Raw genomic sequence first — 22,940 nt, 5'->3', positions numbered from 1 at the left:
AGGCCCCGAACGCAACTGCGGTCGGGGCCTTTCTCATGCCCGTGTCACGCACGGGCTTTTCTTGCCTGACCCGCACTGGGGCAGGTCTCACGCTGCCCGCACGGGGCGCACCACTAGGAGAAACCGCTCATGCGCAGAACCATCCTGTCCGACGAAATGTTCGCCTCGCTCCTCACACGTGACCGCCAGCCGGTCGTGTGGTCGGTGCAGCCGTTGCAGCAGCAGATGGACAGAGACGATCCTGACGACAAGGACGATCCTGACGACTCCGGCGATCCGGACGACGACAAGGACGACCCCGACGACGACAAAGATGACGTCGACGACAAGGACGATCCGGACGACGACAAGGACGATCCGGACGACAAGAAGTTGGGTCCGAAGGGTGAACGCGCTCTCGCTGCAATGAAGGAGAAGCTGCGCACCGAGCGGGCACGTCGACGTGCGGCCGAAGCGAAAAACTCTACTGCGGCAGTGGACGACAAGGCGAAAGAGGCGGAGCGGGACATTCTCGCGAAAGCCAACTCGCGGATTCTGCGTTCGGAGGTGCGGGCCGCTGCGGCGGGCAAGCTCACCGACCCTGCCGACGCAATCAAGTTTCTCGACCTCGATCAGTTCGATGTCGGTGAAGACGGCGATGTGGACCAGGACGAGATCGAGGATGCGATCGAGGAACTGGTCAGGCGGAAGCCGTATTTGGCCGCGCAAAGCGGCGAACAGAAGAAGAGGCGGACACCCAAGGGTGACCGCAGGCAGGGCGGTGGTGGTCGCGACGCGGCCGGCACGGTCTCTGCCGGCCGCTCGCTGTACGAGGCCAAGAAGAAGAAAACCACCTAATCGAACTGACCTCTGAAGGAGGGACATTCACATGGATCTCACCGTCAAGCGCGAAGATTTCGGCCAGGACGATCGGTCGTGGCTCGCCACTGCACACGGCACCGAGACCGCGCGTCCGATCAACATCGACGTCGCATCGTTCGCCGGCAAGTACACGGATGGCTGGCTCAAGTCCGGGTATCCGTTGAAGAAGATCGGATCTCGCTACGGCCTCCGGGTCGACGGCGACGCCGACCCGATCGAGGGCCATCTGTACACCGCAGTAAAAATTCCCGCCGGAGCGACCGTGGTCGCCGGCGCTTTGTACTGGCATGGCGCGGTTCTCACCGCGAAGCTGCCGCAGTCCGTCAACGCCGCGGGGCAGGCAACTGCTCGCGACATCCGATACTTCTAGGAAGGGGCTGAACAGCAATGGTGGCTCTGGTACTCAACAGCGACTACATTTCTCCCGCCGAACTGTCCGGCTACGTCCGAGAGGCGTTGAAGGATCGCCCGATCAACGATTTGGCGCTCATCGACGACTTGCTCCCGGACACCCTGATCGACGACGTCGACTTCCGGGCGAACATCACTCAGCTCGGTCTCCGCCGTGCCGCGAAGTTCCGCACGTTCGATACCGAGGCTCCGCAGTCCGCGCGCAAGGGCGTGGCGCGGATCTCCGGCGAGCTGCCTCCGATCTCGGAGAAGCGCATTCTCGGTGAGTACGACCGACTGCGACTGCGTAAGGCGGACAACGCGATCCTCGACATCATCCTCAATGACGGTGTCGAACTCGCAGAAGCGCTCAAGACCCGCATGATCATGGCCAAGGCGCAGGCCGTGGTGACCAGCAAGGTCTCGCTCGCGCAGGACGGCCTCGAAGTCGAAGCCGACTTCCAGCGTTCGGCGGCTCACTCGGTTACCGCGGCGACCTTGTGGTCCGGTGCAGCCGATCCCATTCTCGATCAGGAGTCGTGGTTCAGCGTCTTCCGAATCCTGAACTCGGGCAACCCGGCTCGCGCGATCACCTCGCAGCGCGTGATGTCGACCCTCATGCGCAACCCGGCCATCAAGGCGATGTGCCTCGCTCCCGGTGCAACGCAGGGCATCGTCACCCGCGAGCAGGTGAACTCCCTGTTCACCTCCTTCGGTCATCCGCCGTTCGAGATCTTCGACGCTCAGGTCGAGGACTACAACGGCAACACCGTTCGGCTGATCCCGGACGACCGCATCCTGTACATCGCCTCCAATGGTGCCAAGCTCGGCGAAACCCTGTGGGGCGTCACAGCCGAGGCGATCGAGTCCGACTACAACATCGACGCCACCGAAGCACCGGGTGTCGTCGTCGGCTCCTACATCAACCCCGATCCGGTGCAGCGGTGGACCAAGGCGTCGGGCATCGGTCTTCCGATCCTCGGCAACTCCAACGCGACGATGATTGCGAAGGTGCTCTGATGGCGAATCTCACGACGGTCGTGCATGTTCCGGACGAAGACGGGACGTACCACATCTTCAACCCCGGCGACGAAGTGCCGGACTGGGCGGTCAAGGCAATCACCAATCCGACGGTGTGGGACGAGCCGCCGGTGATTGCCGCAAAGGCCGCGACCGCGAAGAAGACCGCGGCGAAGAAGGCGGCACCGCGCAAGGCAACGGCCACTCCGGCGGCTGCCGATGCCGGGACAGGATCCGACTCCACCGGTGGGGACACCAACGGAGACGCTGACAACGCGGACGGCGACAGCAGCGGCGACGCCTCGGATTCGTCGGGTGACGGCGACAACGGCGACTCGGCCGCGGCCGACTCGTCAGCGTCCATCGGGGACTGACCGATGGCGTCGACGGAGCCGTTGATCACCGTCGACCACATTCGTGACGCCAGCCAGGAGAGCTTTCCCGAGGACGCGAACTCGCCGGAGCTGAAGCAACTTCAGTTCCTCATACGGTTCGCGTCCGGGAAGGCTCGCAACGATGTGCGCCGCACGTCTGGGCTGGACCTCGATCATGGTCTCGCGGAGGGCTTGCTCGACCGAGACGTGATGATCGGTGTGATGTCGGTAGCGGTCATCCGCGCACTGACGAACTTCCGGCGAGGCCTCGGCGTGAAGTCGATGCAGTTCCCGGAGGAGACGACCGAGTTCGATCTCGCTCCGGACGCGTCGTCGCTGGTGTATTTCACGCCGAGTGAAATCGCCGACCTCACACCGCTGCCCGCCAAGGGCGGTCTCGAATCGTCGTCGTTCTCGATCTCGCCGTCGTACGCACCGGATCGTCGACCGCAGCACTTCCGCAGGGACTTCCTCACATGAGGCGGTACCCACAGAACTGGTCGGTGCTGCGCGAGAACCCTCCGGTCTACGACGAGTCGACGGGAAACAGGATTCCGGTGCCGCCCACGGCAGTTCCGGTCACCGGCCTGTTGTCGCTGCGTTTCCTCGAAACGAAGCAGGAGCAGCATCCCGGAGACCTGACAACCAGTCAGATGGTGCTGCAGCTCAACGCTCCGGTACCCGGCGGATTGAACGGCAGGGACCGACTCCGCTTCGACGGTGATACCCGCACAGACGGAACGGACGCGACCGACATCGTCGAGGTCGGCCAAGTCGTCTACATACGTGGCCGGCCGAAGGAGCGACGGTCGGCCGCCGGCGGCCCGGTGCAGTACGTGGTTGCGATCGTCGACCACGGATCGGATATGGCCTCGAACCCAGAGTTGACCCCGTAACCGAAAGTGAGTGATCCGCAATGGATCAGCCCGAAGTTCAGCAGCCGAAGCCGAAACCGCCGTACCCGAACACGGCACACTTCGTGGTGGTGCAGTTGGCCAAGGACCTCGACGGAATGGCATTCGGCGCTGCCGACTGGCATTTCAATTTCCGCACCGACCCGAACTACTACGGCGCGATCGCGCAAGCAGTGCTCAACGCACAGGCCGGGTGGTTCCTCGACATGCGAACCCGCGAATGGGTTCTGCGTGAAGACCTGTCCGAAGAACAGAAGGCGATGACCTGACCCGTATTGGTCCGGTCTGCCCCCGCACTACGAAGGAGATCCGCCACCATGGCCGACACCGACAACACCCAGCCCTCCGCCCAACCGATCGAAGAGTGGACCGACTCCGAGGGTCGCAAGCACTTCGCGGGACGCGGCACGTTCGCGCATCAGGCCCGCGAAGCCGAGGAGGCGCTCGCCGCCGAGCGAAAGACGGAGAGCGCAGAACCGTCCGACGACGACCAGAGCGCCACCGAAGTCGCTGCACCACCCGTTGACGTCAAGACCGCCGGTGACGTAGCCGCGGCACCGGCCGAGCTGACCTCGACGCCCGGCGGTCGACCTGCCGGACCGCCCAAGGCCGCGCCCAAGTCGTCCTGATGTCGGCTCGCCTGACCGTCTTTCCGGGGCAGGTGCGCGAGCAGGTCACCGCGACGACGATCGAGGGTCGTATCGCAATCGCGACCGAGATCGTCAACGAGGCGCGTGAGGTTGCACCCGTGGACACCGGCTACTTCGAGTCGGAGTTCCTGGTGGAGTACGAGGGTCAGCGGGTGTTCGCGGTGAATTCGGCCGACGACGCCAGCTATATCGAGTACGGCACTCTCGATACTCCGCCGGCGGCGGTGATGACCGATGCGGCGCGCTCGCACGGTAAGTACTCGGGTTGGACGCCGCGATGACGCCGAAGATACGGATTCCGTTCGCGCCCGGCGCGGTTCGTGAAGCGTTGCACGCCGACGCCGATCTGATCGAGCATGTTCCGAAGGAACTGATCACCACGCGTGACATTCCGGAGAACATCGTTCGGCCGTTCATCGTCATTCGTGGGGCCGGAACCAAGGGCGACGACCCGATGCTGCGCAAGCCGTTCGTGCAGATCGACGTCTTCGCTCCGCCTCCGGCGATCCTGCGGAGCGAGCCGCATCCGATCCTGGCCGATCCCGAGGAAGTTGCATGGGATCTGGCGGGGCTGTGTGGGGAGATCATCGGGCACACGACAGCCCGCCAGTTCCGAAACTGTTCGTGGAACGGCCGGTGGATCGACGGCCCCGGCAACGGACCGCAGATCGACAGGTCGCGCGGTGAGGACATGCCGCTCTATCGCCAGACGGTGCGAGTCGAACTGACCGTCACCGTCCGAGAACACCCCACTTTCTGGTGGGGCTGAACTCCGGTCCGGGGTGTCCTGGCATGCGCCCCGGGCCGGACCCAATCATCGAGCTCACGGACGTGGGCCGAAACGCTGAAAGGAATCACCCGTGAGCAACCACGCCGATCCGAACCTTGCAGTCGTCTACCTCGACTGCGACTTCTACCGGGCACCCGCCGGTACCCTGCTCCCCACGAATCCGTTCGCCGACAACCCTGTCACCGGCACAGCGCCCGGCGTGGCATGGGATCCGTTCGGTGGTCTGCAGATGGGCTTCGATATGACGCCGTCGCAGGACATCAAGAAGCACCGAGTGATGAACTTCCGCAAGTCCGCCTACGGTGTGACGTCCTCGCCCCGCGACGACACTTTGAAGTTCAAGGCGACGGACCGCTCGAAGGCCACGTTCCTGACGATGCTCGAGGGTGGCGAGGTCATCGAGCTCAGCACCGGCAACTACGAGTACAAGAAGGGCAACGGTGAGGAATTCGCCGTGCTCGCGGTCTGCCGCGACATCACCGCGAACGCGTGGTTCTACTGCGAACGTACCCGCCTCGGTACCCCGCCGCCGCGCTCGTTCAAGGGTGAGGATCTCGACGGCTGGGAGTTCGAGCTCATCGCTCTGAACGAGGTCCGTGAGGGCGGCGACGCCAACCCGCTCGCCCCCTGATCCCACATCCCACCCCGCTAGGTAAGGAACTCGAATTCACATGCCAGAGAACAAGAGCAAGAACAAGGACCCCCGCCCCGTCGACACCGACGAGGCGGGGGTCACCCCGCCGCCCGAGGAAACCGAGTCGGCCGAGCGGACCGAGCCGTTCGACCTCGAATCGGTGCTCGCGGTCGGTGGTCCGCCGGTCAAGTTGCCGATCGTGTGGAACGACTACCGCTCGGTGCCGATCGTGTTCGATGGACACGTCTATTCGGTGGGCCGCCGCTATTCGGCGAAGACCGTCCGCAAGTTCTTCGCGATGATGAGGAAGACGGGCGACGATGTCCCCGATCAGATCCTCGACATCGTCCTGACCGACGGTGATCCGCAGCAGTTGTGGAAGGACCTCGGTGAGCTGTCGATGCCGGAGTCGAACAAGCTGTTCGCGACGATCTACAAGATCGCGGGCCTGATGAGTCTGTCGGGGAAATTCTTGGCGTCCTAGCCACCCTCGACGACGAGGAAGGTTGGGACGCAGCACTTGCCGCCGTACGGGCGCATCACCATCTCGATCTTCGCGAGGCGATGGAGTCGATGCTGTGCGCGGACCTGTGCGCGTTGGTCCATGACGCGCTCGCTCGCGACGATCAGCAGGGTCGGACGGACGAGAACATTGCGATGCTTCTCGACCGCGACAATTTCGAGCTCGATTCGTTGTACTCGCAGTGGACTACCGATCCGAATGATCCCGAAGTCAAGGCCTCAGCGGCCGATCGGAAGCGCCGCGGAATCAAGCCGTCGCCGCAGCCGCTGATCTATCCGATCGCTCTCCGCCGTCAGGAGCTCCAGGAGATCTACATCAAGCAGTACACCGAAGCGGTGCAACGGTATTCGACTCCCGAGCGTGATCGAAAGCTCTCCTTGGCCGACATCTTGAGAATGCGAAAGAGGTGATCTCGTGCCCGGTGGTCGGATAGACGTCGAAGTTGCAGTCAATGCACGCAACGCACCGGGCGATCTGCAGCGTGCTCTGAACCCGGCGCTGACGCAGGCGAAAGCGTTCGGCGGCGCGATGGGTCTGGCGATCGGTGGCGCTGCTGTCGCCGCCGGCGTCAAAGAGATCATCACCATCGGAAACGACTACACGACCACGATGAACACCCTGCAGGCTGTGACGCGGGCGACCGAGTCTCAGATGTCCGCTGCGGGGGATCGCGCGAAAGCCCTCGGCAACGACATTTCGCTGCCGGGTACGTCGGCGTCCGATGCTGCAGCGGCGATGACCGAGCTCGCCAAGGGCGGATTCTCGGTGCAGCAGTCGATGGATGCTGCGAAGGGCACGCTGCAGTTGGCGGCGGCCGCGCAGATCGATGCGGCCTCGGCGGCGACGATTCAGTCGCAGGCGCTGCAGTCGTTCGGTCTCAATGCCGACTACGCGGCGACGGTCTCCGATGTGCTCGCCAACTCGGCGAACGCGTCGTCGGCCGAGATCACCGACGTGGCAATGGGTCTCGCTCAGTCCGGTGCTGTCGCGAACCAGTTCGGGATGTCGATCGAGGACACCGCGGCCACTCTCGGCGTCCTCGCCAATGCGGGTATCCAGGGCTCCGACGCCGGCACACTGCTGAAGTCGACTCTGTTGGCGTTGACCGATCAGTCAAATCCGGCGCAGGGCGCGATCGAGGATCTCGGCCTGACGGTGTACAACGCGCAGGGCCAGTTCGTCGGTATGTCGGAATTGTTCCGTCAGCTCGACGAGGCTGCTGCGTCGATGTCTCCGGAGCTGTACCAGGCTGCGACCGCAACGCTGTTCGGGTCGGATGCGATGCGTCTGGCCGGTGTCGCCGCTGAGCAGGGACAGGCCGGCTACGACACGATGCGTACCGCTGTCGAGCGTCAGGGTGCGGCAGCAGAGGTTGCTGCTGCGAAGACGAAGGGACTGCCGGGCGCGATGGCGTCCGCGGGCAATGCCGCCGAAACTCTCGCGCTCGGCGTCTACGACCTCGTCGACGGACCGCTCGAAGACCTGATCACCAAGGGTGCCGAGTTCGTTACAAACACCACCCCCGGCCTGATCAACGGTCTCGAATCCGCAGGCCAGGCGATGGCCCCGGTGGCAGGATTCGTCGGCGACCTGGTCAGTGCCTTCACCGAGCTGCCCGGGCCGGTACAGGCCGTCGCCGTCGGTCTCGGTGCGCTCAAGTTCTCCGGTCTCGACGACTCCATCGGTGAACGGATCGGCGGCTGGCGTGACTCGATCACGGACTTCCGACGCGAGATGGGTGACCTGCAGATGGAGCAGGCCCTGTCCGGGATCTCCGACACCGACACCGCGAACCCGATCTCGGCTCTGACCGGCGACGCCGAGGATCTCGCGGGTGCGCTCGAGGAGAACGCGGAACCACTCTCGGAACTGGCAGCCGGCCTCGCCACGTTGGAGCGTCGCTCGCCGGCGGTCCGGAACATGGCCGAGGGCTACCGCGGTGTCACCGCCCGCACCCGCGAGTTCGCGAACCAGCAGCGGGCAGCCGCAGGCCAGTCGGGTGCACTGACGTCGGCGCTACGCAACGGTGCCGCGCGAGCCGCCCAGTTCGGCGGCGTCATCGGCGGCAGCGCCGTCGCAGGCCTGCGCGGTATGACGTCCGCGGCCAAGGGTGCGATCGGTGTGCTCGGCGGTCCGTGGATGGTCGGCATCATGGCCGCGACGTTCGCGGTCGGGAAGATCACGGCCGAGTACGCCGCGCTCGATGCGCAGCAGGAAGCGATCGACCAGTCATCGTCGGATGTCGCTGCGGCGCAACGCGATGTGGCGAAAGCCTTCCAGGAATCCCAGGGCGCTGTCTCGGACAACGTCCTCGGTGCCGTCGGGATGCAGATCGATTCGGTCCGCGAGAAGGCGAACACCCTCGCCGAGAACGGACCCGGCGCGTTCGGGATCTTCGCTGCCGCTGGTAGCGACATCAAGGGTTGGTTCTCCGGTGACGCCGAGGCGGGCACCGACGCCATGCGGGCACAGGAGGACCTGGCGGAGCAGGGCGCGAAGACCGAATCCGGGTTCCGGAACCTCGGTAAGACGAACCAGGAAGTTGCTGCGGCACTGTCGGGTTCGGATGCCGAATACAACGCTGTCGCGAACAGCTTGCGCGGCATCGAGGACGGCGGCTCCGAGGCGCTCGCTGTGTTGCAGCCACTTCGCGAGGAGTTCGTGAAGGCGCGGGAGACCGCGAAGAACACCTCGCCGGGATTCTTCGATCTGCGTGATGCGGTCAAGGTGCTCTCCGACGAGTCGTCGTCGGCGACGGACCGTATCAATGCGATGAAGACCGCGTTGGATGTGTTGTCGGGCAAACCGATTCCACTGTCCGATGCGTTGCAGACGTATAACGATCAGGTCCGGTCCACTGCCGAGGCCACGAAGGACGTCTGGGATGCGGCTCAGGGGTGGGGCGCTGAACTGATCGGGCAGGGCGGAGCCGTCAACACGGCGTCGTCCAATGGTTCTCGTCTGCGGGATTCGTTGCTGGCCATCAAGGATGCAACGATCACCGCTGCCGAGGCCGGTGCCGACATGGGCCCGATCTGGGCGTCGAATGACGCGCAGCTGCAGCAGTTGTCGATCTCTACCGGCGTCGCGGTGCAGGACCTGCAGCGCATGATCGAGGCCGAGGGCCTGATTCCGAAGAACATCGAACTGCTCGCGAGCCTGCGGGGCGCGGACACGGTCGAGCAGCAGATCGCCATTCTCAGTGGGTTGCTGGGCGCGGTGGGGCAGCCGGTCGATATTCCGATCGATGCTCTGACCGAGGATGCGAAGAACAAGATCCGTGAAGTCGGTGGCACCGTCGACACCGAGATCGACGGTAAGCCCGGCATCGTTCGGATCACGGCACCGAATCAGGAAGCCCTGGACGCGATTCGCGCGATCAACGACCAGGCGAACAATGCCACGCGGCCGCGCACCGCGGTGGTGACCTTCACCGTCGAGGAGAAGCGGGCACAGCGTCAGTTCGGGATGTCCGACGCTGCATACGCCGATCTGGTCTCGCAGTTGCCCGGTCGTGCGACCGGTGGTGCGTTGGTCGGTCCGGGGACGGCGACGTCGGATTCGATGCTGATGTACACGCCGGGGTTCGGTGCATGGCGTGGGTCGACCGGCGAGCATGTTCTCGACGCCGGTGATGTGCAGGCGATGGGTGGGCAGGAGAACGTCTACCGGTTCCGGCAGATGCTTGACATGAACGCTCTGCCGATGGAGGACCTGCTCAACGGGAACCTGGCGCTGCCGAGGTTCGCGGAGGGCGGCGCGCTGGACCGGGTGTTCGATCTCGGTCGTCGCGGCAACGGTAACCCGTACGGCTGGGGTGCGGCGACTGTGAGTGCGGCGGACTGCTCGGGCTGGGTTGCCATCCTGCAGAAGGCCGCGATGGGTCAGGGTGAGTCGGGCCGTTTGGGCACGACGTATTCGCTGCTGGCCGGTGAGTGGCCGGGTCTGGTGCCGGGAACGACGGGACCGTTCGTCGTCGGCACCAACGAGGAGCACATGGCCGCGACGGTCACCAACAACGGCCAGTCGGTGAACTTCGAGTCCGGTGGCGCGAACGGCAACATGCAGATGGGTGGCGGTGCTGCGGGTGCGTTCGATGCGCAGTTCACCAACCAGTACTACCTGCCGTGGGAGTTGTTCGCCCCACCGTACGATCCGTCGACGTCTGGTGCTCCCGGTACCGCCGGGATCGAGGGCCTGGATTCTGTGAGCTCGTACACCACCTCTGGTGGTTCGCGGTCGAGGAAGGCGACCTGGGCGGAGAAGGACGAACTCGCTCTCGATTCGGCTCGGATCGCGATCACGCAGGCTGAGGAGGATCTTGCTGCGGCGCTGGGTAATCCGAAGAAGTCCGACGCCGACAAGGATCAGGCTCGCTCGAAGGTCGAGCGCGCGAAGCAGAAGGTGAAGGATCTCGAGGCGAAGAAGGAGGCGGCGGCGCGCGGGCTGAATGAGCCCCCGGCACCGCAGGCCCCGGAGCTGACCACGAATCTGTCCGACGAGGAGCTGTCGGGTCAGGACGCGCAGGCGGCGGTCGTCGAGGCCAATGCACGGCGTAACGAGGTCTACAACGATCCGGAGTCGACACCGGAGGAGAAGGCGGCGGCGGACCGGGCGCTGCAGCGCGCGCGCAATGCTGCGGCGAAGGAGTCCGCGGCAGGTGGTTCCGGATCCGGTACGGGTGCGTTGACGACGGCCGATCAGTGGTCGTCGGCGCTCGGTGGGATCGTCGGGGACTTCGTGACCGAGAACATCGCCGATGTGCTCGGCTATTACGAGGCCGACAACATGGGCCCGCTCGCGAAGGCCGGGGTGGCGCTGGTGTCGGGTCTGGCGGATCTGCAGAAGCAGCATCTCGAGGACAATGCGAGGTTGCTCGATACCGCCAGGCCTGCGACCAGTGAAGAACTCGACGGTCAGTTGCCGGCCACGCCGGGCACTCCGGAGTGGATCGAGCTGCTGGCGAAGGGGATGGTGACGCCGACCCCGAAGCTGTTCGACTCCGGTGGTCTGTGGAAGCACGGCGAGCTGGGTCTGAACATGTCGGGTCAGACCGAGGAGGTGTTGACGGGGTCGATGCGGACGTCGGTTGCGCAGGAGTTGGCGTTGGCGCGTGCGGAGCGGATGGCTCCGCAGCGGTCGGCTCCGGATCGGCGGGAGGCTCGGCAGATCACGGTCAATCAGTACGGGGCCGACCGAAACGAAGTTGCCAAGGGTGTCCGTCAGGCCGCGTACGAAGATGAGTGGCGGTCGCGAAGTGTTCGGTTGGGGGAGTCGTGACGTTCTTTCCGGAGGGCACCGCGAACGTGGTGATCGCAGGTCCTGGTGCCGTGGCTGATCTTCCGGAGCGGGCCTGGTATCTCTCCGAGCATCACCTCGTCGGTCGTGAGTCCGGCGGGGTGGTGCTCGCCGAGGGGTGGGCGGATTACGTCGAGCCCGAAGCCAAGCATCAGTGGTTCGAGACCGCGCGCGGTGACGGCGCGATCTGGCTGGGTGCGGTGATCGAACCGCGCCGGTTCAAGATCCCGGTGTACGTCCACAAGATTCACGGCTCGCACATCCACAAGGTCGAGGATTCGTTCTGGCAGGACATCTGGTACGAGTTTCAGTCTCGGCTGTACGTCAATTCTCCTCGCGGGGTGAAGTATTGCGACTTCCGTCTCGATGCGATGCCGTCGGTTGAGCACGAGGTCGATCCGGTGTTCGAGGGCTTCCAGCCGTATCTGATCCCCGTCGTGGTGGAGAAGTCATGGTGGATGGGTTTGCCGGAGGAGTTCGCGTGGGCGAACGGCCAGCCGGTGACGAAGAAGTCGCTCTACAACTCCGGTGACCGGAAGGCGATGCCGGTGATCACCATCAAGGGCCCGGGGGTGTTTCAGCTCCCGGACGGTGTGAGCGACAAGGTGGTGACCACTCCAAACCTGAAACCGGGTGAGGTGGTGGTGATTCACACCGACATGTCGGTGCGCCCGAAGTCGAACATGCGCAACAACTTCTACGGCGACATGGGCGGACAACGGTTCCTCAAGGACAACGCGGTGCCGGGCCGTCGGCGGATGGACATGTCTCGTCTCAAGTGCATCGGCGGCAACGCCGCGTCGTCGGCGGTGTTCACGATCGAACCGAAATCACGGAGGCCGTTTTGACCGCACCGGTGCTCGACCCCGTGAATGTTCCGCTCGACTCGTGGTCGGCGGCGGCGTGGCGTGAGTTGCTCGACGAACCACCCCGGCGCGGGTCGGCGGCCGAGTTCAGTGTGGAAGTCTTCACTCCGCAGTTGGTGCCGCTGGGCATGGTCACCGACTACGGCGAGGCACGGTTCAAGAAGCAGCGCCGCGGTGTCGGCCCGGCGAAGGTACTGCTGCCGGGGTCCACGGAGTTCGCGGACCTGCTGATGAAGGCGGACACCACCGTCATCCCGGTGCGGATCACCTACAACGACGAGCACTACGACGGGTTCGTCGACACCGCGGTCCGCAAGGGCATCAAGGGAAACAAGACGATCACCGTCACCCTGGTGGACTCGAAGATCTTCCTCTCCTGCATCTACGCCTACCCGATGCCGATCCCCGGGTTCGAGGAGGTGCAGTTCCCGCCGGAGGATCTGTGGGTCGGACCCCTCAAGGGCGGCATTCACTGGTATTCCGGACGGAACTTCATCCGCCTGAAGTTCCGGACCGGCCAGTGCCCGGTGACGTTGCTACCGTACGACTTCTTCTCCGATCGCTCGGAGTGGACAACGATGCAGGCCCGCATGGTCTCGCTCGAGGAACTGTTCGATCCGGTCCTCAAGGACTCGGACGTCATGATCGAGATGGGGTTCTTCATCAAGGGCCGCGACAAGCAGCCCTCCGATCGGGTGACGTTGCTGTCCTCGCAGGTGTGGATGCGGGTGGTCGATCGACCGAAGTCCGGTGGCATCAATACCGGTGTCGCTCCGCTCGACGGGTTGGCGAACACGATCGCTCAGATGATCGCCGACGGTGTCGATTCGCTGATCGGCGGATTCCTGCCCGGGTTGGCCGAGCAGATCTCCACCCACCTGAAGCAGACCGAGATCCCGTCGTGCATCTGGACGGAGGACTCGCCGGGAATCATCGATGCAACGCTGGAAGTGACTCACCCACAGGCTTATTCGGTGATTGTGGGGGGGAAATCACCCACGTGGCTGAACCGTTTGCTCCAGCTCGCAATCGAGCAGGGGATCATCGCGTTGGCCACCGCGGCGCTGACGGCGCTGTCGATTCCGATCGGTGGTCTCGGCGGCATCATCGGCGCGGTCGCGGGCGCGTTGTCGACGATCCTCGACGACGTGTTCCTCGCGTTCATGAAGGCCACGAACTACAAGGCCAAGCGTGAGCTCGGCCCGCTGGCTCGCCCGGAGAAGTTCGTCAACGGCGGCTCCGCCGGGTACACGTTCTCCTCGAAGCAGCGTGCCGATCAGGGCATCTTCGATATCGCCGGTAAGCGGCGCGGCAAGGTATCGATCATCGACTGGGCCCCGCATGCAGCGTTCCGTGACTTCGACATCGGTCACCTCGTCGGGTGGGAGGACGAAGGCGAGATGTTCACCGACCGGGTGGAGTCGATCGAGGTGGTCGACACCCGCGAAGACCGGGTGCTGGTGGACACCGTCATCGGTGACGACGAGCCGGAGAAGTCGCCGCAGCAGCGCAATCAGGAACGGTTCAAGCGACTGTTCTCGATGTTCAACGCCATGACCCTCGCAACGAACTAGGAGCTACCGCTATGCCGGACATCGTTCTGCCACACAACGTTTCGATCATCCCGCAGGAGACGAGCTACTGGTGCGGCCCTGCATCGTGTCAGGTCGCGTTCGACATCCGCGGCATCAACTCCACCGAAGCCGACCTCGCTCGCCAGCTCGGCACCACGCGCAACGGAACCAGCCATATCGGGCTGATCACCGACCTGCTGAACCGAAACGTCCCCGCGGACTACATCACTCGGCAGATCCCCGGTAACGACGCCACGCAGGCGCAGAAGGATCTGCTGTGGCGCGACGTGCAGGCATCGATCCTCGGCGGCTACGCAGTGATCTGCAACGTGATGGTGCCGCCGTCGAATTACCCGCGCGGCACCCGCGGTGAGAAGCCGGCCTACGCGGGCGGCATGGTCTATCACTACTTCACTGTCGTCGGATGCAATCCCGACACCCGTGAAGTGCTGATCGCCGACTCCGGGTTCCGCCCGTTCCAGTACTGGATGTCCGTCGACCAGCTCGCGTCGTGCATCGCCGGTAAGGGCTACACCGCAACGCCGAACGAGAAGCCGATCCAGCCGGCCCCGCCGGTGGACACGCGTTCGCCCGCGGACATCGAACTGTCGAAGCGATTCCAGTCACGGTCGAAGTACCGCAGCAACGACGACGCGATCGACACCCTCGCAGGGTTCATCCTCAACATCGACGGCCGAATCCACGAGCGCGCCGTCGAGCGTCAGCGCGGAGAGCAGTAGTGGTCACCGCAGCAGCGATGCACCGCGCCTTCGACGGGGTCAACTCGGTCGGCCGGTACACAGCACTCGCCCCGTCGTTCAACGAGGCGATGCTGCTGGCCGGGATCACGAACCGCAACCGTGCCGTCATGTGGTTCGCCCAGCTCGGCCACGAGTCCATCGGGCTGTCCGTGTTCCGTGAGCTGTGGGACCCGACCCCCGATCAGCGCACGTACGACGGGCGCATGGGCAACGACCAGCCGGGGGACGGATTCCGCTATCGCGGCCGCGGTGCCATCCAGATGACCGGCAAGAACAACTACCGCGAATGCTCGAAGTGGGCGCACGCCCGCGGTGCTGTCCCGACGCCGACGTACTTCCTCGACGACCCCGCGGCCGCCGAGCGAGACGAGTACCTCTTCCTGCCCGCTGTCTGGTACTGGACGACCCAACGGGACCTCAACGGCCTGTCCGACCGACGTGACCTGGTCGGCGCGACTCGGGCCATCAACGGCGGCACCAACGGCCTCGACGACCGTCAGCGCCGCTACGCCCTCTGCGACTCCATGGCAGACGCACTCCTACCCGAGAGGATCACCACCATGTCCTACGCCGACGACGAATTGACCAAGAAGTTCACGAGCCGGTCGAAGTACCGCACCACCGAAGATCCCATCGACACTCTCGCCGGCTTCGTGCTCAACACGGACGCCCGGATACACGAGGAGTTCGTCGAGCGCGAGGCGGCCAAGGGCCAGCAGTGGGCGATCGACCTGGTCCGCCGCGAGGCCGACAAGGGCGACGCCGGGGCGAAGGTCGCACTCGCGAAGGTGGGGAAGTGATGACCGACAACGTGATCGACATCATCACCCGCAACGTCACGGACGAGATCGCAACTCGGTTCGAGGGGTTGGTTGCTCAGTTGAACGCGGAGGCCCTCGCTGCGAAGGATCGTGCTGATGCACTGTTCGATCAGCTCGAGGCCGACGGGCAGCGCCGCATGGACGAGCTGTTCTCGAAGATCCCGGTCGCGGCTGTCATCACCGAGGACGGCGACTTCGACCCGGTGGGCTGGATCAAGGCGCAGGCAACCTCGCGTGCGTTGCGCACCCTGATCCAGGGTCTGCTCGCCGTGGCTGTCATGGCGGTTGGCAATGTCGTTGTTCAGGCGCTCACGCAGGGGACGCTGAACGTCTTCTCGTGGGACGACTGGAAAGTCGTGGGAACGTTGGCTGGCTCGGCTGCACTGGCATCCGGTATTGCCTACGTGCAGAACAAGTTCGGGATCAAGCCACCGAAGGTGACGTGACTGCTCGGTCGGTCTCCGATCTGATCTTCTTCGCCAGATCGGTGACCGTGGTCCTGGGGTTGCTGGCTGTCGGTTACGGCGCGTTGACGTTCACGTTCGGTGCCGCGCTGTGGGATGGGCCGTCCCATGTGTACGGCACCGCGTTGACGGTCCCGTTCGCGCCGCAGTCGTGGGGTGTCGTGGCTGTCGTCGCGGGAGCTCTCGTGGTGGCGGGCCAGCTCGGGAGTCGGCATCGAGTGGTCGTCACGGGTGCAGCGGTGATGGTGTTGTGGTTCCTGTTCTTCGCGGTGTCGTTTCTGTTCGATGTCGTGAACTCTGGTGTGCCACTGGGTTCGCCCGGCATCCTGGTCTACACCTCACTGTGTGTGCTGATGGTGCTCCGGATGACCGTTCACATTCCTGCGGTGCCGCGATGACGGCGCGCGCGGCCAAGGCTGCGCATCGGGTGATGGTGTTCGTTCTCGGTGGCCGCCGAGTCGTGTCCGGCTCGTGGCCGCTCTATCGAATCCTTGCCCTGATGTTGACGATCTCGGGTGTTCTGCAGCTGGCCACCGGGAAGGTGCCGGGATCGGTGACCGCGACGCAGTCTCCGGAGTGGACGGACGTCGCATACATGTGGATGCAGTTGGTCGGCGGTGCGGCGATCCTGGTCTCGCTCACGGTGGGCCGGTCGAACTACTCGATCTCGCTGTACCTCGAACGTTTCGGTGCGGTGCTGGTGTTCGTGTCGAGCCTGGTGTATGTCCTGTCCGTTGTCGATTACAACTCGGGCCCGCCGACGTCGTCCGGGGTGTGGTTGGTGATCGGCTTCGGCCTGTACTGCGGATTTCGGGTCGTCGAGATAGCCCGGACCTTGCATGAGGTGTCCGGCCAGATGAAGAGGCGTCGATGACCCTTGCAACCTTGATCCAGCTCGTCATCACGGGTGGCCTCGCTGCGGCGATCACCTCGGTGGTGTCCTGGCTGAAGGATCGTCGTCGCAATGCGGCGGATACGAATCAGATCGTGCAGGGCATCTATGCGGGGTCGGTGAAGTTCGCCGACGACCAGCTCGACAAGGTCCGCGAAGATCTCGCTCTGTGTAACCGCAAGTGTGACGCCTTCTCCGACCTGGTGTTGCAGCTGATCGATCAGACGATGGATCAGCCGACCGCGTTGGCGCGGCACCGCGAAATCCAGCGGTGGCAGACCGCGCGCTGACGCGGCTGTCTCTGCCCCCACTGACCCTTGTGCGGTGCCGCGTGTCGGTGCCGCTTCTACTGTGCCCCGAGAGAGGTCCCGATGGCTGGCTTCAATTTCGAGTTGCCGATGACCCTGAAGCTGCGGCTTCATGACGAGTGGAACATCCGCACGACGGGCCGGGGTATCGCCGAGATAGAGGGCGGCGAGATGGATGTCGATGTCCTCGCCTACAAGGGTGACCCCGGCGACGCAGGGCGCGACGGCACACCGGTGCAGATTCATCGGGCGCAGATCCCGGCCGACATCCCGGCGATCGGGTCGCTGTCTCCGGAGTGGATCGGCCACGGCTGGCGGGTCGACGGCTCCCGCGACGTGAAGATGGTCGTCGAGGAGTACCCGGGCGGCCCGGTCAAGTTCGACACGCTCACCAACTACCTCGGAGACAAGGGCGACACGGGAGCGGTCCCGACGTTGGCGGTGCGGTCGGTGACCTCGACGACCGAGGGCAACGGGTCGGTGGAGTTCGAGGAGGTCTCGCCGGGTGCCTACGCCGCCGACTTCGTGTTGCGCAAGGGCGACACCGGTGCGGCGTCGACGGTGCCCGGTCCCGCTGCGGCGGTCGAGGCGGCCACCGACTACGAGGACGACGACACCGAGGCGGTCACCGGTGATGTGCTGGCGAAGCGGTCCGACGGCAAGTGGGGTCCCCGCAAGATCTTCCAATCGCCCGGTGTCTACAAGAAGGCAGGCTCGGCCGAGGACTGGCTCGCTGTCAACTCCGGTAACGGGTGGGCTGGGGAGTACCTGTCGATCGTGACGATGCCGATGCCGGCGCAGCCGTTTGCGTGGGAGCCGGAGGTCGACGGCATGGTCGAGTTCTTCACCACTGCCAACGTCCGGATCGACTTGGAGTGCCGCCTCGGCGCGGTGGCCGGGCCTCTGCTTGCCCGTGGTCCGGCGATCGCGATCACCGCCTTCCAGAACCAGTGGATACCACGTGTGCTCTCGCGCGCGGCGGAGGAGACCATCTCCGTCCCGACGTCCTCGTCGACGATCGTCCCGAAGAACACCGCGGTCAACATCTTCCTGATCGCCCGCAAGATCGAGACGACGGCCCAGACCCGCCTCGAGACCCGCAAGGAACGCGCCTACCTTCGGGTCCGCCCGATCCCGGTTCCGGTGTAGGCCTGTGCCCGAATACTTCGACCCGAAGAACCCGGACATCGGGTACAACGGTCGCGATCAGGACAAGCCCTCGGGTATTCAGATCGGTAACTCGGAGACCCTTCGCGCGCTCGGTGGCGTGCTGGCCGGGGATCAGGGTTTCGAGAACACTCCGGATGCGCAGGACCGCGAGTACACCGCGCAGGTGCTCACTGCCGGATTGTCGGCGCGGGTGCAGACGCTCGAGGGTCGGATGGCGGCGGGAGCCGAGTACTCCGACAACTTCAACCGCATCAATGCATCGACGCTCGGGTCACCGAACCCTGGCGTGATTCCGGTGTGGCAGCAGTTCGGCGACGGGCAGTCGTTGGAGATCATCGACCAGGCCGCGCAGATCAACCAGTCGGCCCCGTTCAATCTGGTCGACGACGGCACCCGGTATGCGCTGTGTCCGCAGGCGGCGTCGTCGCCGAACTACTCGGTGATCGCGATCGTGCACCCGCTCTCCAAGTCGGGAAAGATCGCGACGCGGGCACGCACGAGCATCTACGGCCGGTGCAACGCGGCCGGCACCGAGGGGGTGTACGTCGACTTCTGGGGCGGGCACTGCGAGCTCGGCCGGTTCACGCGGTCGGGCAACTCGATGACGCGGTCGCTGTGGAAGTCGAACGACGAACGCTCCTACAGCTTTTCGTCCACTCCGGAGCTGCGGATGAAGGACGCCCGCTACGTGGTGGTCGTCGACGGCGTCGAGCTGATCGTCCACGACGACGTGTCGGGCTTCCCGGTCGACGGAAACCACAAGTTCTCGATGTTCTCCTGCATGACGTGGACCGGGTTCTTCGGTGCGACACCGGAATTCTCGGCAGGCCTCACCGGTTTCGCGATCCGCGGTAGCGAGTTCACCGCGATCGAGGACGCGAAGGCCGATGCCGGCGCGGCGCTCGAGGCGGCGCAGGGTGCGCAGGAAGCGATCGGCACGGTCGTCGAGGACGCCACCGCGGCCGCGACGTCGGCGGCCGAGGCGGCTGCTGCGGCGATCGGTGCCGCTCAGCAGCAGCAGGTCAACGCAGTGCAAGCGGCGATCATCGGTGTGCAGAAGGGCCTTCCGGTCGTCCCGTACCACCACTGCATGACCAACCACGAGTGCACGTTCCACCAGATCTCGCGCGACCGGGACGTCAACGGCCTGAGCGGCGGTGTGTCGAATACGTCCGGTTCGGGGTGGAGCACCCACGATCACGTCCGCGGCACTACCGGCACCCGCACTGGTGACACCACACTCGACCCTCACGGGCACAACGACAGCTTCGCGGTGACGAAAGCGGACCCGGTGTATCTGCCGACGCAGAACTCGGTCGAGGCGGGGTTCGTTCGGGTTCAGTGGTCCGGTGGTCGTGGCTCGGTCGTGTACGCGTTGGGCAGCATTCCTGCGTCGTCACCGAACCCGATCTACATCCTGATCGGACGCATGAATCCGGACGACGGGTCGGTGCTGATCGAGCACGTCTCCCCGGACCAGTCCGCGGCGATCACCGGCCCGGGGGAGCAGATCTACAACCTACCGAACGAATTGGTGTTCGAGGCGAACGAGTCGGTGTGGCTGGCTGTTCATCAGCCGGGTCCGACGAACACGCAGCGGCAGCTGGTCGGCAAGATCAACAACGCACCGATTTCGCGTGAGGGCCTGCTGTATCCGCCTCAGATCGCGAATCGGATCATCTCGTCGTCGGTGATCACCGAACAGGCGGTCATCGCATCGACATCGCTGACGTTCCCATCGGCGGCGGCGCTGTTGTGGATCGGGATCGGGCAGCCGACGAATCTGCCGCTGCCCGAGCGGGTCGTCTATTTCGAGGACTTCTCCTCGGGCTCGATTCCGCCCACGCTCTCACGTCAGGAGGGCGCGGCGGCCGTGGTGGTCTCGGGTGCGATCATGCTACCGAGCGGCCTGATCGACAACGGTCGACGTCGGTATCGGGTCACGGCCAAGATGGCGCGTGACAATCACGAGGTGTCCGGGCAGATCCGGACGCCGACCGCCCGGCCTGCGTATCTCCGCGTCCGCAGCTATGTCGATGTCGAAGTCCGTTCCACGGGTGTGACATTGGCGTATCGGCCATGGCTCGGTGGTGGTGTGCTGACGTCGCAGGACTTCACGGTCAACTCCGGCGACGTCTTCAAACTGCGCGCTGAGGGCAATGTGTTCACGGTGTTCAAGCTCACCGGGACCGACACGTGGACACCGGTTCTCACCTATCCCGACTCGTCGAACGCGATTCCGCGCGGATCTGCCTACCGCTACACCGAACTCGGATTGAGCCGGTCCGATTTCCTCAATTCCGGTGGCTGGGAATACATCCTGGCTCAGGATCTCCCCGACCCCGAATAGGAGCAGGTCGTATGCGAGCTGTGTTTTCCGACGAAGAAGGGTTCGAGTACACCGCGCACCGCGATGGCGAGATGTTGGTGATCACCCGAACCGATGTTCCGGACATCTCGTTCGCAGGCCGGGTGGAACCGCTGCCCGCCTACGAGCCGGTGTTCGTGGTGCCCGAGGCCGAACCGTATTCCGGGATCGGTCCCGTTCTCGAAGGTCAGATCGTCCCCGAGTCGGAACCCGAGTCGGGGACCGTGCTCGCTGTCGAAGCTCAGGAAGGATCGGCATGACGTCACCGGTGTTGCAGTACGGGCGTGTGGAGGATTGGATCGGCGGCCTGGTGATGGATGGCCTCGATTCCGACGACCTTCCCGACGACGTGGCGCTGACGGGGTCGGTGAAGTTGGAGCCGATGCTCGCTGAGTCGGCGGGCGGAATCCGGGTGCCGACGATGCCGAAGTGGTTGTCGGTGCAGCCGGTCACGTGCCAGTACGTCAACGGTCGACTCACGCATCGTGGTTTGCCGTACGTGATGCTGCTCGCTCCGAACGAGGCAACGAATCCGACGAACTGGAAGTGGCAGGCCTCGTTCGATCTGCGACTGAACGGTGCGCAGGTGGTGCGTAAGCAGTTCGCGTTCGTGCTCCCGGTCTACGATCCGGACGCGGCGTTGGTCGCGGGCCGCAATCCGACGATCGTCAATCTGACGACGGTGCAGCCGGTGAACGTGCCTGGTTCGGGTACTGGTGTGGTGCAGGGCCCGGCCGGGTTCTCGCTCTCGGGTGTCGAGATCGTCGAGGACGGGATCCAGTTCTATCGCGAGGCTCCGGGCGAGCCGGGTGGTCAGGTGCCGGTCGGTGTTCCTGTGCCGTTGCCGGCGGGCAGTGGGGAGGTGCCGGCCGATTCGATCGACGCGGCGAAGTTGGCACCGGCGGTGCGCGAGAAGGTGGCCTCGGCGATCAGCGACGCCGAAGCGGACGAGCGCTACGCACCGGCGCTGACTGCGGATTCGTCTCGGCCCGGTCTCTATTTTTTTAGCGGTGCGGTCGCGACGGATGGTGCGTTGGCGGCCGCGAGCAGCTACTACAAGTCCGCAGCGCTCGCGTCGGGTTCCACTCGGCTCAAGCTGCTCACGTTGGGGGACTCGACGAACGACGGGTTCGGCTCGCCGGGTGGACCGAGTTCGTGGGCGAAGGTGTGGCCGCAGCGACTGGTCGAGCTCCTGCGGTCTCAGCTCGGTCGTCCTGCCGGTGGGCGGGGCTGGATTCCGCCGTCGCCGCCGGTGGGTCCGGGGAGCTATTCGTTCGACACCGCGCAGCGCCTCCCGGCCGGTCGGTCACTCGATGCACTCAACTTCCAGATCGGCATCCCGGGCTCGCTGTGGCTGCAGCGCGGGCATGCCACCAATGCCGACGAGGTGCTCTACACCCTCTCGCCGGGTGTGACGGCGGTCGATGTCCTCACCACCGGCTACGGCGGCAACATGATCTTCACCGCAGCGAATGCGGGGGCGTCGATAACGAAGGACTCGGCCGGTGATCGCGTGATCACACGGGTGACGAATCCGGGTGCGACGCTCTCGATCCGCGGGTCGAATACTCCGTCGAATGTCGGACTGGCATTGCTCGGCATCATCGAGCATGTCGGCGACGACGGCGCGGGGGTCACGCAGGTCAATCTGTCGCAGGCCTCGATCCGGGCGTTCGAGGTGGCGGGCTGGTTGTCCGAGTCGGACAAGTCGATGCTGCCGCTGATCGACATGTACGACCCGCACGTCGCTCTGATCACGCTCGGCTCGAACGACAAGTCGACCGGGCGGACTCAGGCGCAGATGTCGGCGGCGATGACCACGATCGTCGATCGACTCCGCTCGGCGTCCGCGCAGATGGAGATCGTGTTCATCGTCCGCCCGGACCCCGATTCCGCGTGGACCGCGTACGGCAACAACATCGTCGCGACCGCGGCCACTCTGGGTGTCCGCTCGCTCGACCTACGTGGCCGACTGTCGAGTCCGTCGCTGTACATCGCGGACGGCGTCCACTTCAACGAAGCCGGCGAAGACGCCATGGCTGCTCTGATGCTCGACTACATGAAAGTAGGTGTCTGACATGGCTGACGCGATTGTCACGGTCGATGAATCGTCGACGCTGCCCGAGGCGGTGCGGACGAAGCTCGAGGAGGGTCTCGACACACGTTATGTTCCCCTCTGGGCACCCTCGACTGCGTACCTCGCAGGGCAGGTCGTCACCGCGAACGGTGTCTCGATCTCCCGCATCGATAACGGAACCTCAC

General features: G+C 64.8%; 27 protein-coding genes. All 27 read left to right on the top strand.

Features of this window, described 5'->3' with window-relative positions:
- The first annotated feature begins 129 nt into the window (after positions 1 to 129).
- A complete protein-coding gene (locus CH249_RS27905; protein ID WP_094683372.1) occupies positions 130 to 837 on the top strand; it encodes a hypothetical protein in 708 nt (235 codons plus the stop codon).
- A 31-nt stretch (positions 838 to 868) separates the two neighbouring features.
- Positions 869 to 1,231 (top strand): hypothetical protein, encoded by a 363-nt coding sequence (locus tag CH249_RS14105; RefSeq protein WP_094683373.1) that lies wholly within the window; start codon positions 869 to 871, stop codon positions 1,229 to 1,231.
- A 17-nt stretch (positions 1,232 to 1,248) separates the two neighbouring features.
- Positions 1,249 to 2,271, top strand: a complete 1,023-nt coding sequence (locus CH249_RS14100) for a major capsid protein (protein WP_094683374.1) — start codon at positions 1,249 to 1,251, stop codon at positions 2,269 to 2,271.
- The gene (locus tag CH249_RS14095) at positions 2,271 to 2,645 is read left to right on the top strand and encodes a hypothetical protein (RefSeq protein WP_094683375.1); all 375 of its coding nucleotides are present in this window, start codon (positions 2,271 to 2,273) and stop codon (positions 2,643 to 2,645) included. The genes CH249_RS14100 and CH249_RS14095 overlap by 1 nt, the downstream gene beginning before the upstream one ends.
- A gap of 3 nt (positions 2,646 to 2,648) precedes the next feature.
- Complete coding sequence (locus CH249_RS14090) at positions 2,649 to 3,125, top strand: hypothetical protein (protein ID WP_094683376.1); 477 nt, start codon at positions 2,649 to 2,651, stop codon at positions 3,123 to 3,125.
- Positions 3,122 to 3,541: a hypothetical protein gene (locus CH249_RS14085; RefSeq protein ID WP_094683377.1), complete on the top strand. Its 420-nt coding sequence runs from the start codon at positions 3,122 to 3,124 to the stop codon at positions 3,539 to 3,541. Before CH249_RS14090 ends, CH249_RS14085 begins: the two co-directional genes overlap by 4 nt.
- A 20-nt stretch (positions 3,542 to 3,561) precedes the next feature.
- Positions 3,562 to 3,828: a hypothetical protein gene (locus CH249_RS14080; protein WP_094683378.1), complete on the top strand. Its 267-nt coding sequence runs from the start codon at positions 3,562 to 3,564 to the stop codon at positions 3,826 to 3,828.
- Between the two features lie 48 nt (positions 3,829 to 3,876).
- Positions 3,877 to 4,188 carry a hypothetical protein gene (locus tag CH249_RS14075; protein ID WP_094683379.1) on the top strand — a complete coding sequence of 104 codons (312 nt, stop codon included), beginning with the start codon at positions 3,877 to 3,879 and terminating at the stop codon, positions 4,186 to 4,188.
- Entirely contained in the window at positions 4,188 to 4,490 is a 303-nt protein-coding gene (locus CH249_RS14070) for an HK97 gp10 family phage protein (RefSeq protein WP_094683380.1), read from the top strand. The genes CH249_RS14075 and CH249_RS14070 overlap by 1 nt, the downstream gene beginning before the upstream one ends.
- Positions 4,487 to 4,978 carry a hypothetical protein gene (locus CH249_RS14065; RefSeq protein ID WP_094682362.1) on the top strand — a complete coding sequence of 164 codons (492 nt, stop codon included), beginning with the start codon at positions 4,487 to 4,489 and terminating at the stop codon, positions 4,976 to 4,978. Before CH249_RS14070 ends, CH249_RS14065 begins: the two co-directional genes overlap by 4 nt.
- A gap of 91 nt (positions 4,979 to 5,069) precedes the next feature.
- On the top strand, positions 5,070 to 5,630 hold the full coding sequence (locus CH249_RS14060; RefSeq protein WP_045194755.1) for a hypothetical protein: 561 nt from the start codon (positions 5,070 to 5,072) through the stop codon (positions 5,628 to 5,630).
- A 40-nt stretch (positions 5,631 to 5,670) separates the two neighbouring features.
- Entirely contained in the window at positions 5,671 to 6,117 is a 447-nt protein-coding gene (locus tag CH249_RS14055; protein WP_094682238.1) for a hypothetical protein, read from the top strand.
- Positions 6,118 to 6,206: 89 nt separating this feature from the next.
- Positions 6,207 to 6,566 carry a hypothetical protein gene (locus CH249_RS14050; protein WP_143544467.1) on the top strand — a complete coding sequence of 120 codons (360 nt, stop codon included), beginning with the start codon at positions 6,207 to 6,209 and terminating at the stop codon, positions 6,564 to 6,566.
- A 4-nt stretch (positions 6,567 to 6,570) separates the two neighbouring features.
- On the top strand, positions 6,571 to 11,436 hold the full coding sequence (locus CH249_RS28755) for a phage tail tape measure protein (RefSeq protein WP_373454421.1): 4,866 nt from the start codon (positions 6,571 to 6,573) through the stop codon (positions 11,434 to 11,436).
- Positions 11,433 to 12,302 carry a hypothetical protein gene (locus CH249_RS14040; RefSeq protein WP_094698948.1) on the top strand — a complete coding sequence of 290 codons (870 nt, stop codon included), beginning with the start codon at positions 11,433 to 11,435 and terminating at the stop codon, positions 12,300 to 12,302. Before CH249_RS28755 ends, CH249_RS14040 begins: the two co-directional genes overlap by 4 nt.
- Positions 12,299 to 13,894 carry a hypothetical protein gene (locus CH249_RS14035; RefSeq protein ID WP_094698946.1) on the top strand — a complete coding sequence of 532 codons (1,596 nt, stop codon included), beginning with the start codon at positions 12,299 to 12,301 and terminating at the stop codon, positions 13,892 to 13,894. The genes CH249_RS14040 and CH249_RS14035 overlap by 4 nt, the downstream gene beginning before the upstream one ends.
- An 11-nt stretch (positions 13,895 to 13,905) precedes the next feature.
- Positions 13,906 to 14,634, top strand: coding sequence for a C39 family peptidase (locus tag CH249_RS14030; protein ID WP_094681589.1), 729 nt, complete (start codon positions 13,906 to 13,908; stop codon positions 14,632 to 14,634).
- Positions 14,634 to 15,455 (top strand): hypothetical protein, encoded by an 822-nt coding sequence (locus tag CH249_RS14025; protein WP_094681588.1) that lies wholly within the window; start codon positions 14,634 to 14,636, stop codon positions 15,453 to 15,455. Before CH249_RS14030 ends, CH249_RS14025 begins: the two co-directional genes overlap by 1 nt.
- On the top strand, positions 15,455 to 15,922 hold the full coding sequence (locus CH249_RS14020) for a hypothetical protein (protein WP_094650179.1): 468 nt from the start codon (positions 15,455 to 15,457) through the stop codon (positions 15,920 to 15,922). Before CH249_RS14025 ends, CH249_RS14020 begins: the two co-directional genes overlap by 1 nt.
- Positions 15,919 to 16,338, top strand: a complete 420-nt coding sequence (locus tag CH249_RS14015; RefSeq protein ID WP_094681587.1) for a hypothetical protein — start codon at positions 15,919 to 15,921, stop codon at positions 16,336 to 16,338. Before CH249_RS14020 ends, CH249_RS14015 begins: the two co-directional genes overlap by 4 nt.
- Positions 16,335 to 16,814 (top strand): hypothetical protein, encoded by a 480-nt coding sequence (locus CH249_RS14010; RefSeq protein ID WP_094650175.1) that lies wholly within the window; start codon positions 16,335 to 16,337, stop codon positions 16,812 to 16,814. Before CH249_RS14015 ends, CH249_RS14010 begins: the two co-directional genes overlap by 4 nt.
- Positions 16,811 to 17,122 (top strand): hypothetical protein, encoded by a 312-nt coding sequence (locus tag CH249_RS14005; protein WP_141216745.1) that lies wholly within the window; start codon positions 16,811 to 16,813, stop codon positions 17,120 to 17,122. Before CH249_RS14010 ends, CH249_RS14005 begins: the two co-directional genes overlap by 4 nt.
- A gap of 81 nt (positions 17,123 to 17,203) precedes the next feature.
- On the top strand, positions 17,204 to 18,289 hold the full coding sequence (locus CH249_RS14000) for a hypothetical protein (RefSeq protein WP_094698944.1): 1,086 nt from the start codon (positions 17,204 to 17,206) through the stop codon (positions 18,287 to 18,289).
- Positions 18,290 to 18,293: 4 nt separating this feature from the next.
- The gene (locus tag CH249_RS13995; RefSeq protein ID WP_094698942.1) at positions 18,294 to 20,660 is read left to right on the top strand and encodes a hypothetical protein; all 2,367 of its coding nucleotides are present in this window, start codon (positions 18,294 to 18,296) and stop codon (positions 20,658 to 20,660) included.
- An 11-nt stretch (positions 20,661 to 20,671) separates the two neighbouring features.
- Entirely contained in the window at positions 20,672 to 20,938 is a 267-nt protein-coding gene (locus CH249_RS13990) for a hypothetical protein (protein ID WP_094698940.1), read from the top strand.
- Positions 20,935 to 22,755: an SGNH/GDSL hydrolase family protein gene (locus CH249_RS13985; protein ID WP_094682970.1), complete on the top strand. Its 1,821-nt coding sequence runs from the start codon at positions 20,935 to 20,937 to the stop codon at positions 22,753 to 22,755. Before CH249_RS13990 ends, CH249_RS13985 begins: the two co-directional genes overlap by 4 nt.
- 1 nt (position 22,756) lies before the next feature.
- Positions 22,757 to 22,940 (top strand): hypothetical protein (locus CH249_RS13980; protein WP_143544465.1); only part of this gene is annotated, 184 nt, incomplete at its 3' end.

Source organism: Rhodococcus sp. 05-2255-3B1, from assembly GCF_002258545.1.
In the GTDB taxonomy this organism is placed as follows: Bacteria; Actinomycetota; Actinomycetes; order Mycobacteriales; family Mycobacteriaceae; genus Rhodococcoides.
The sequence above is the reverse complement of the archived record's forward strand: the minus strand, read 5'-3'. Positions and strand labels throughout refer to the sequence as shown.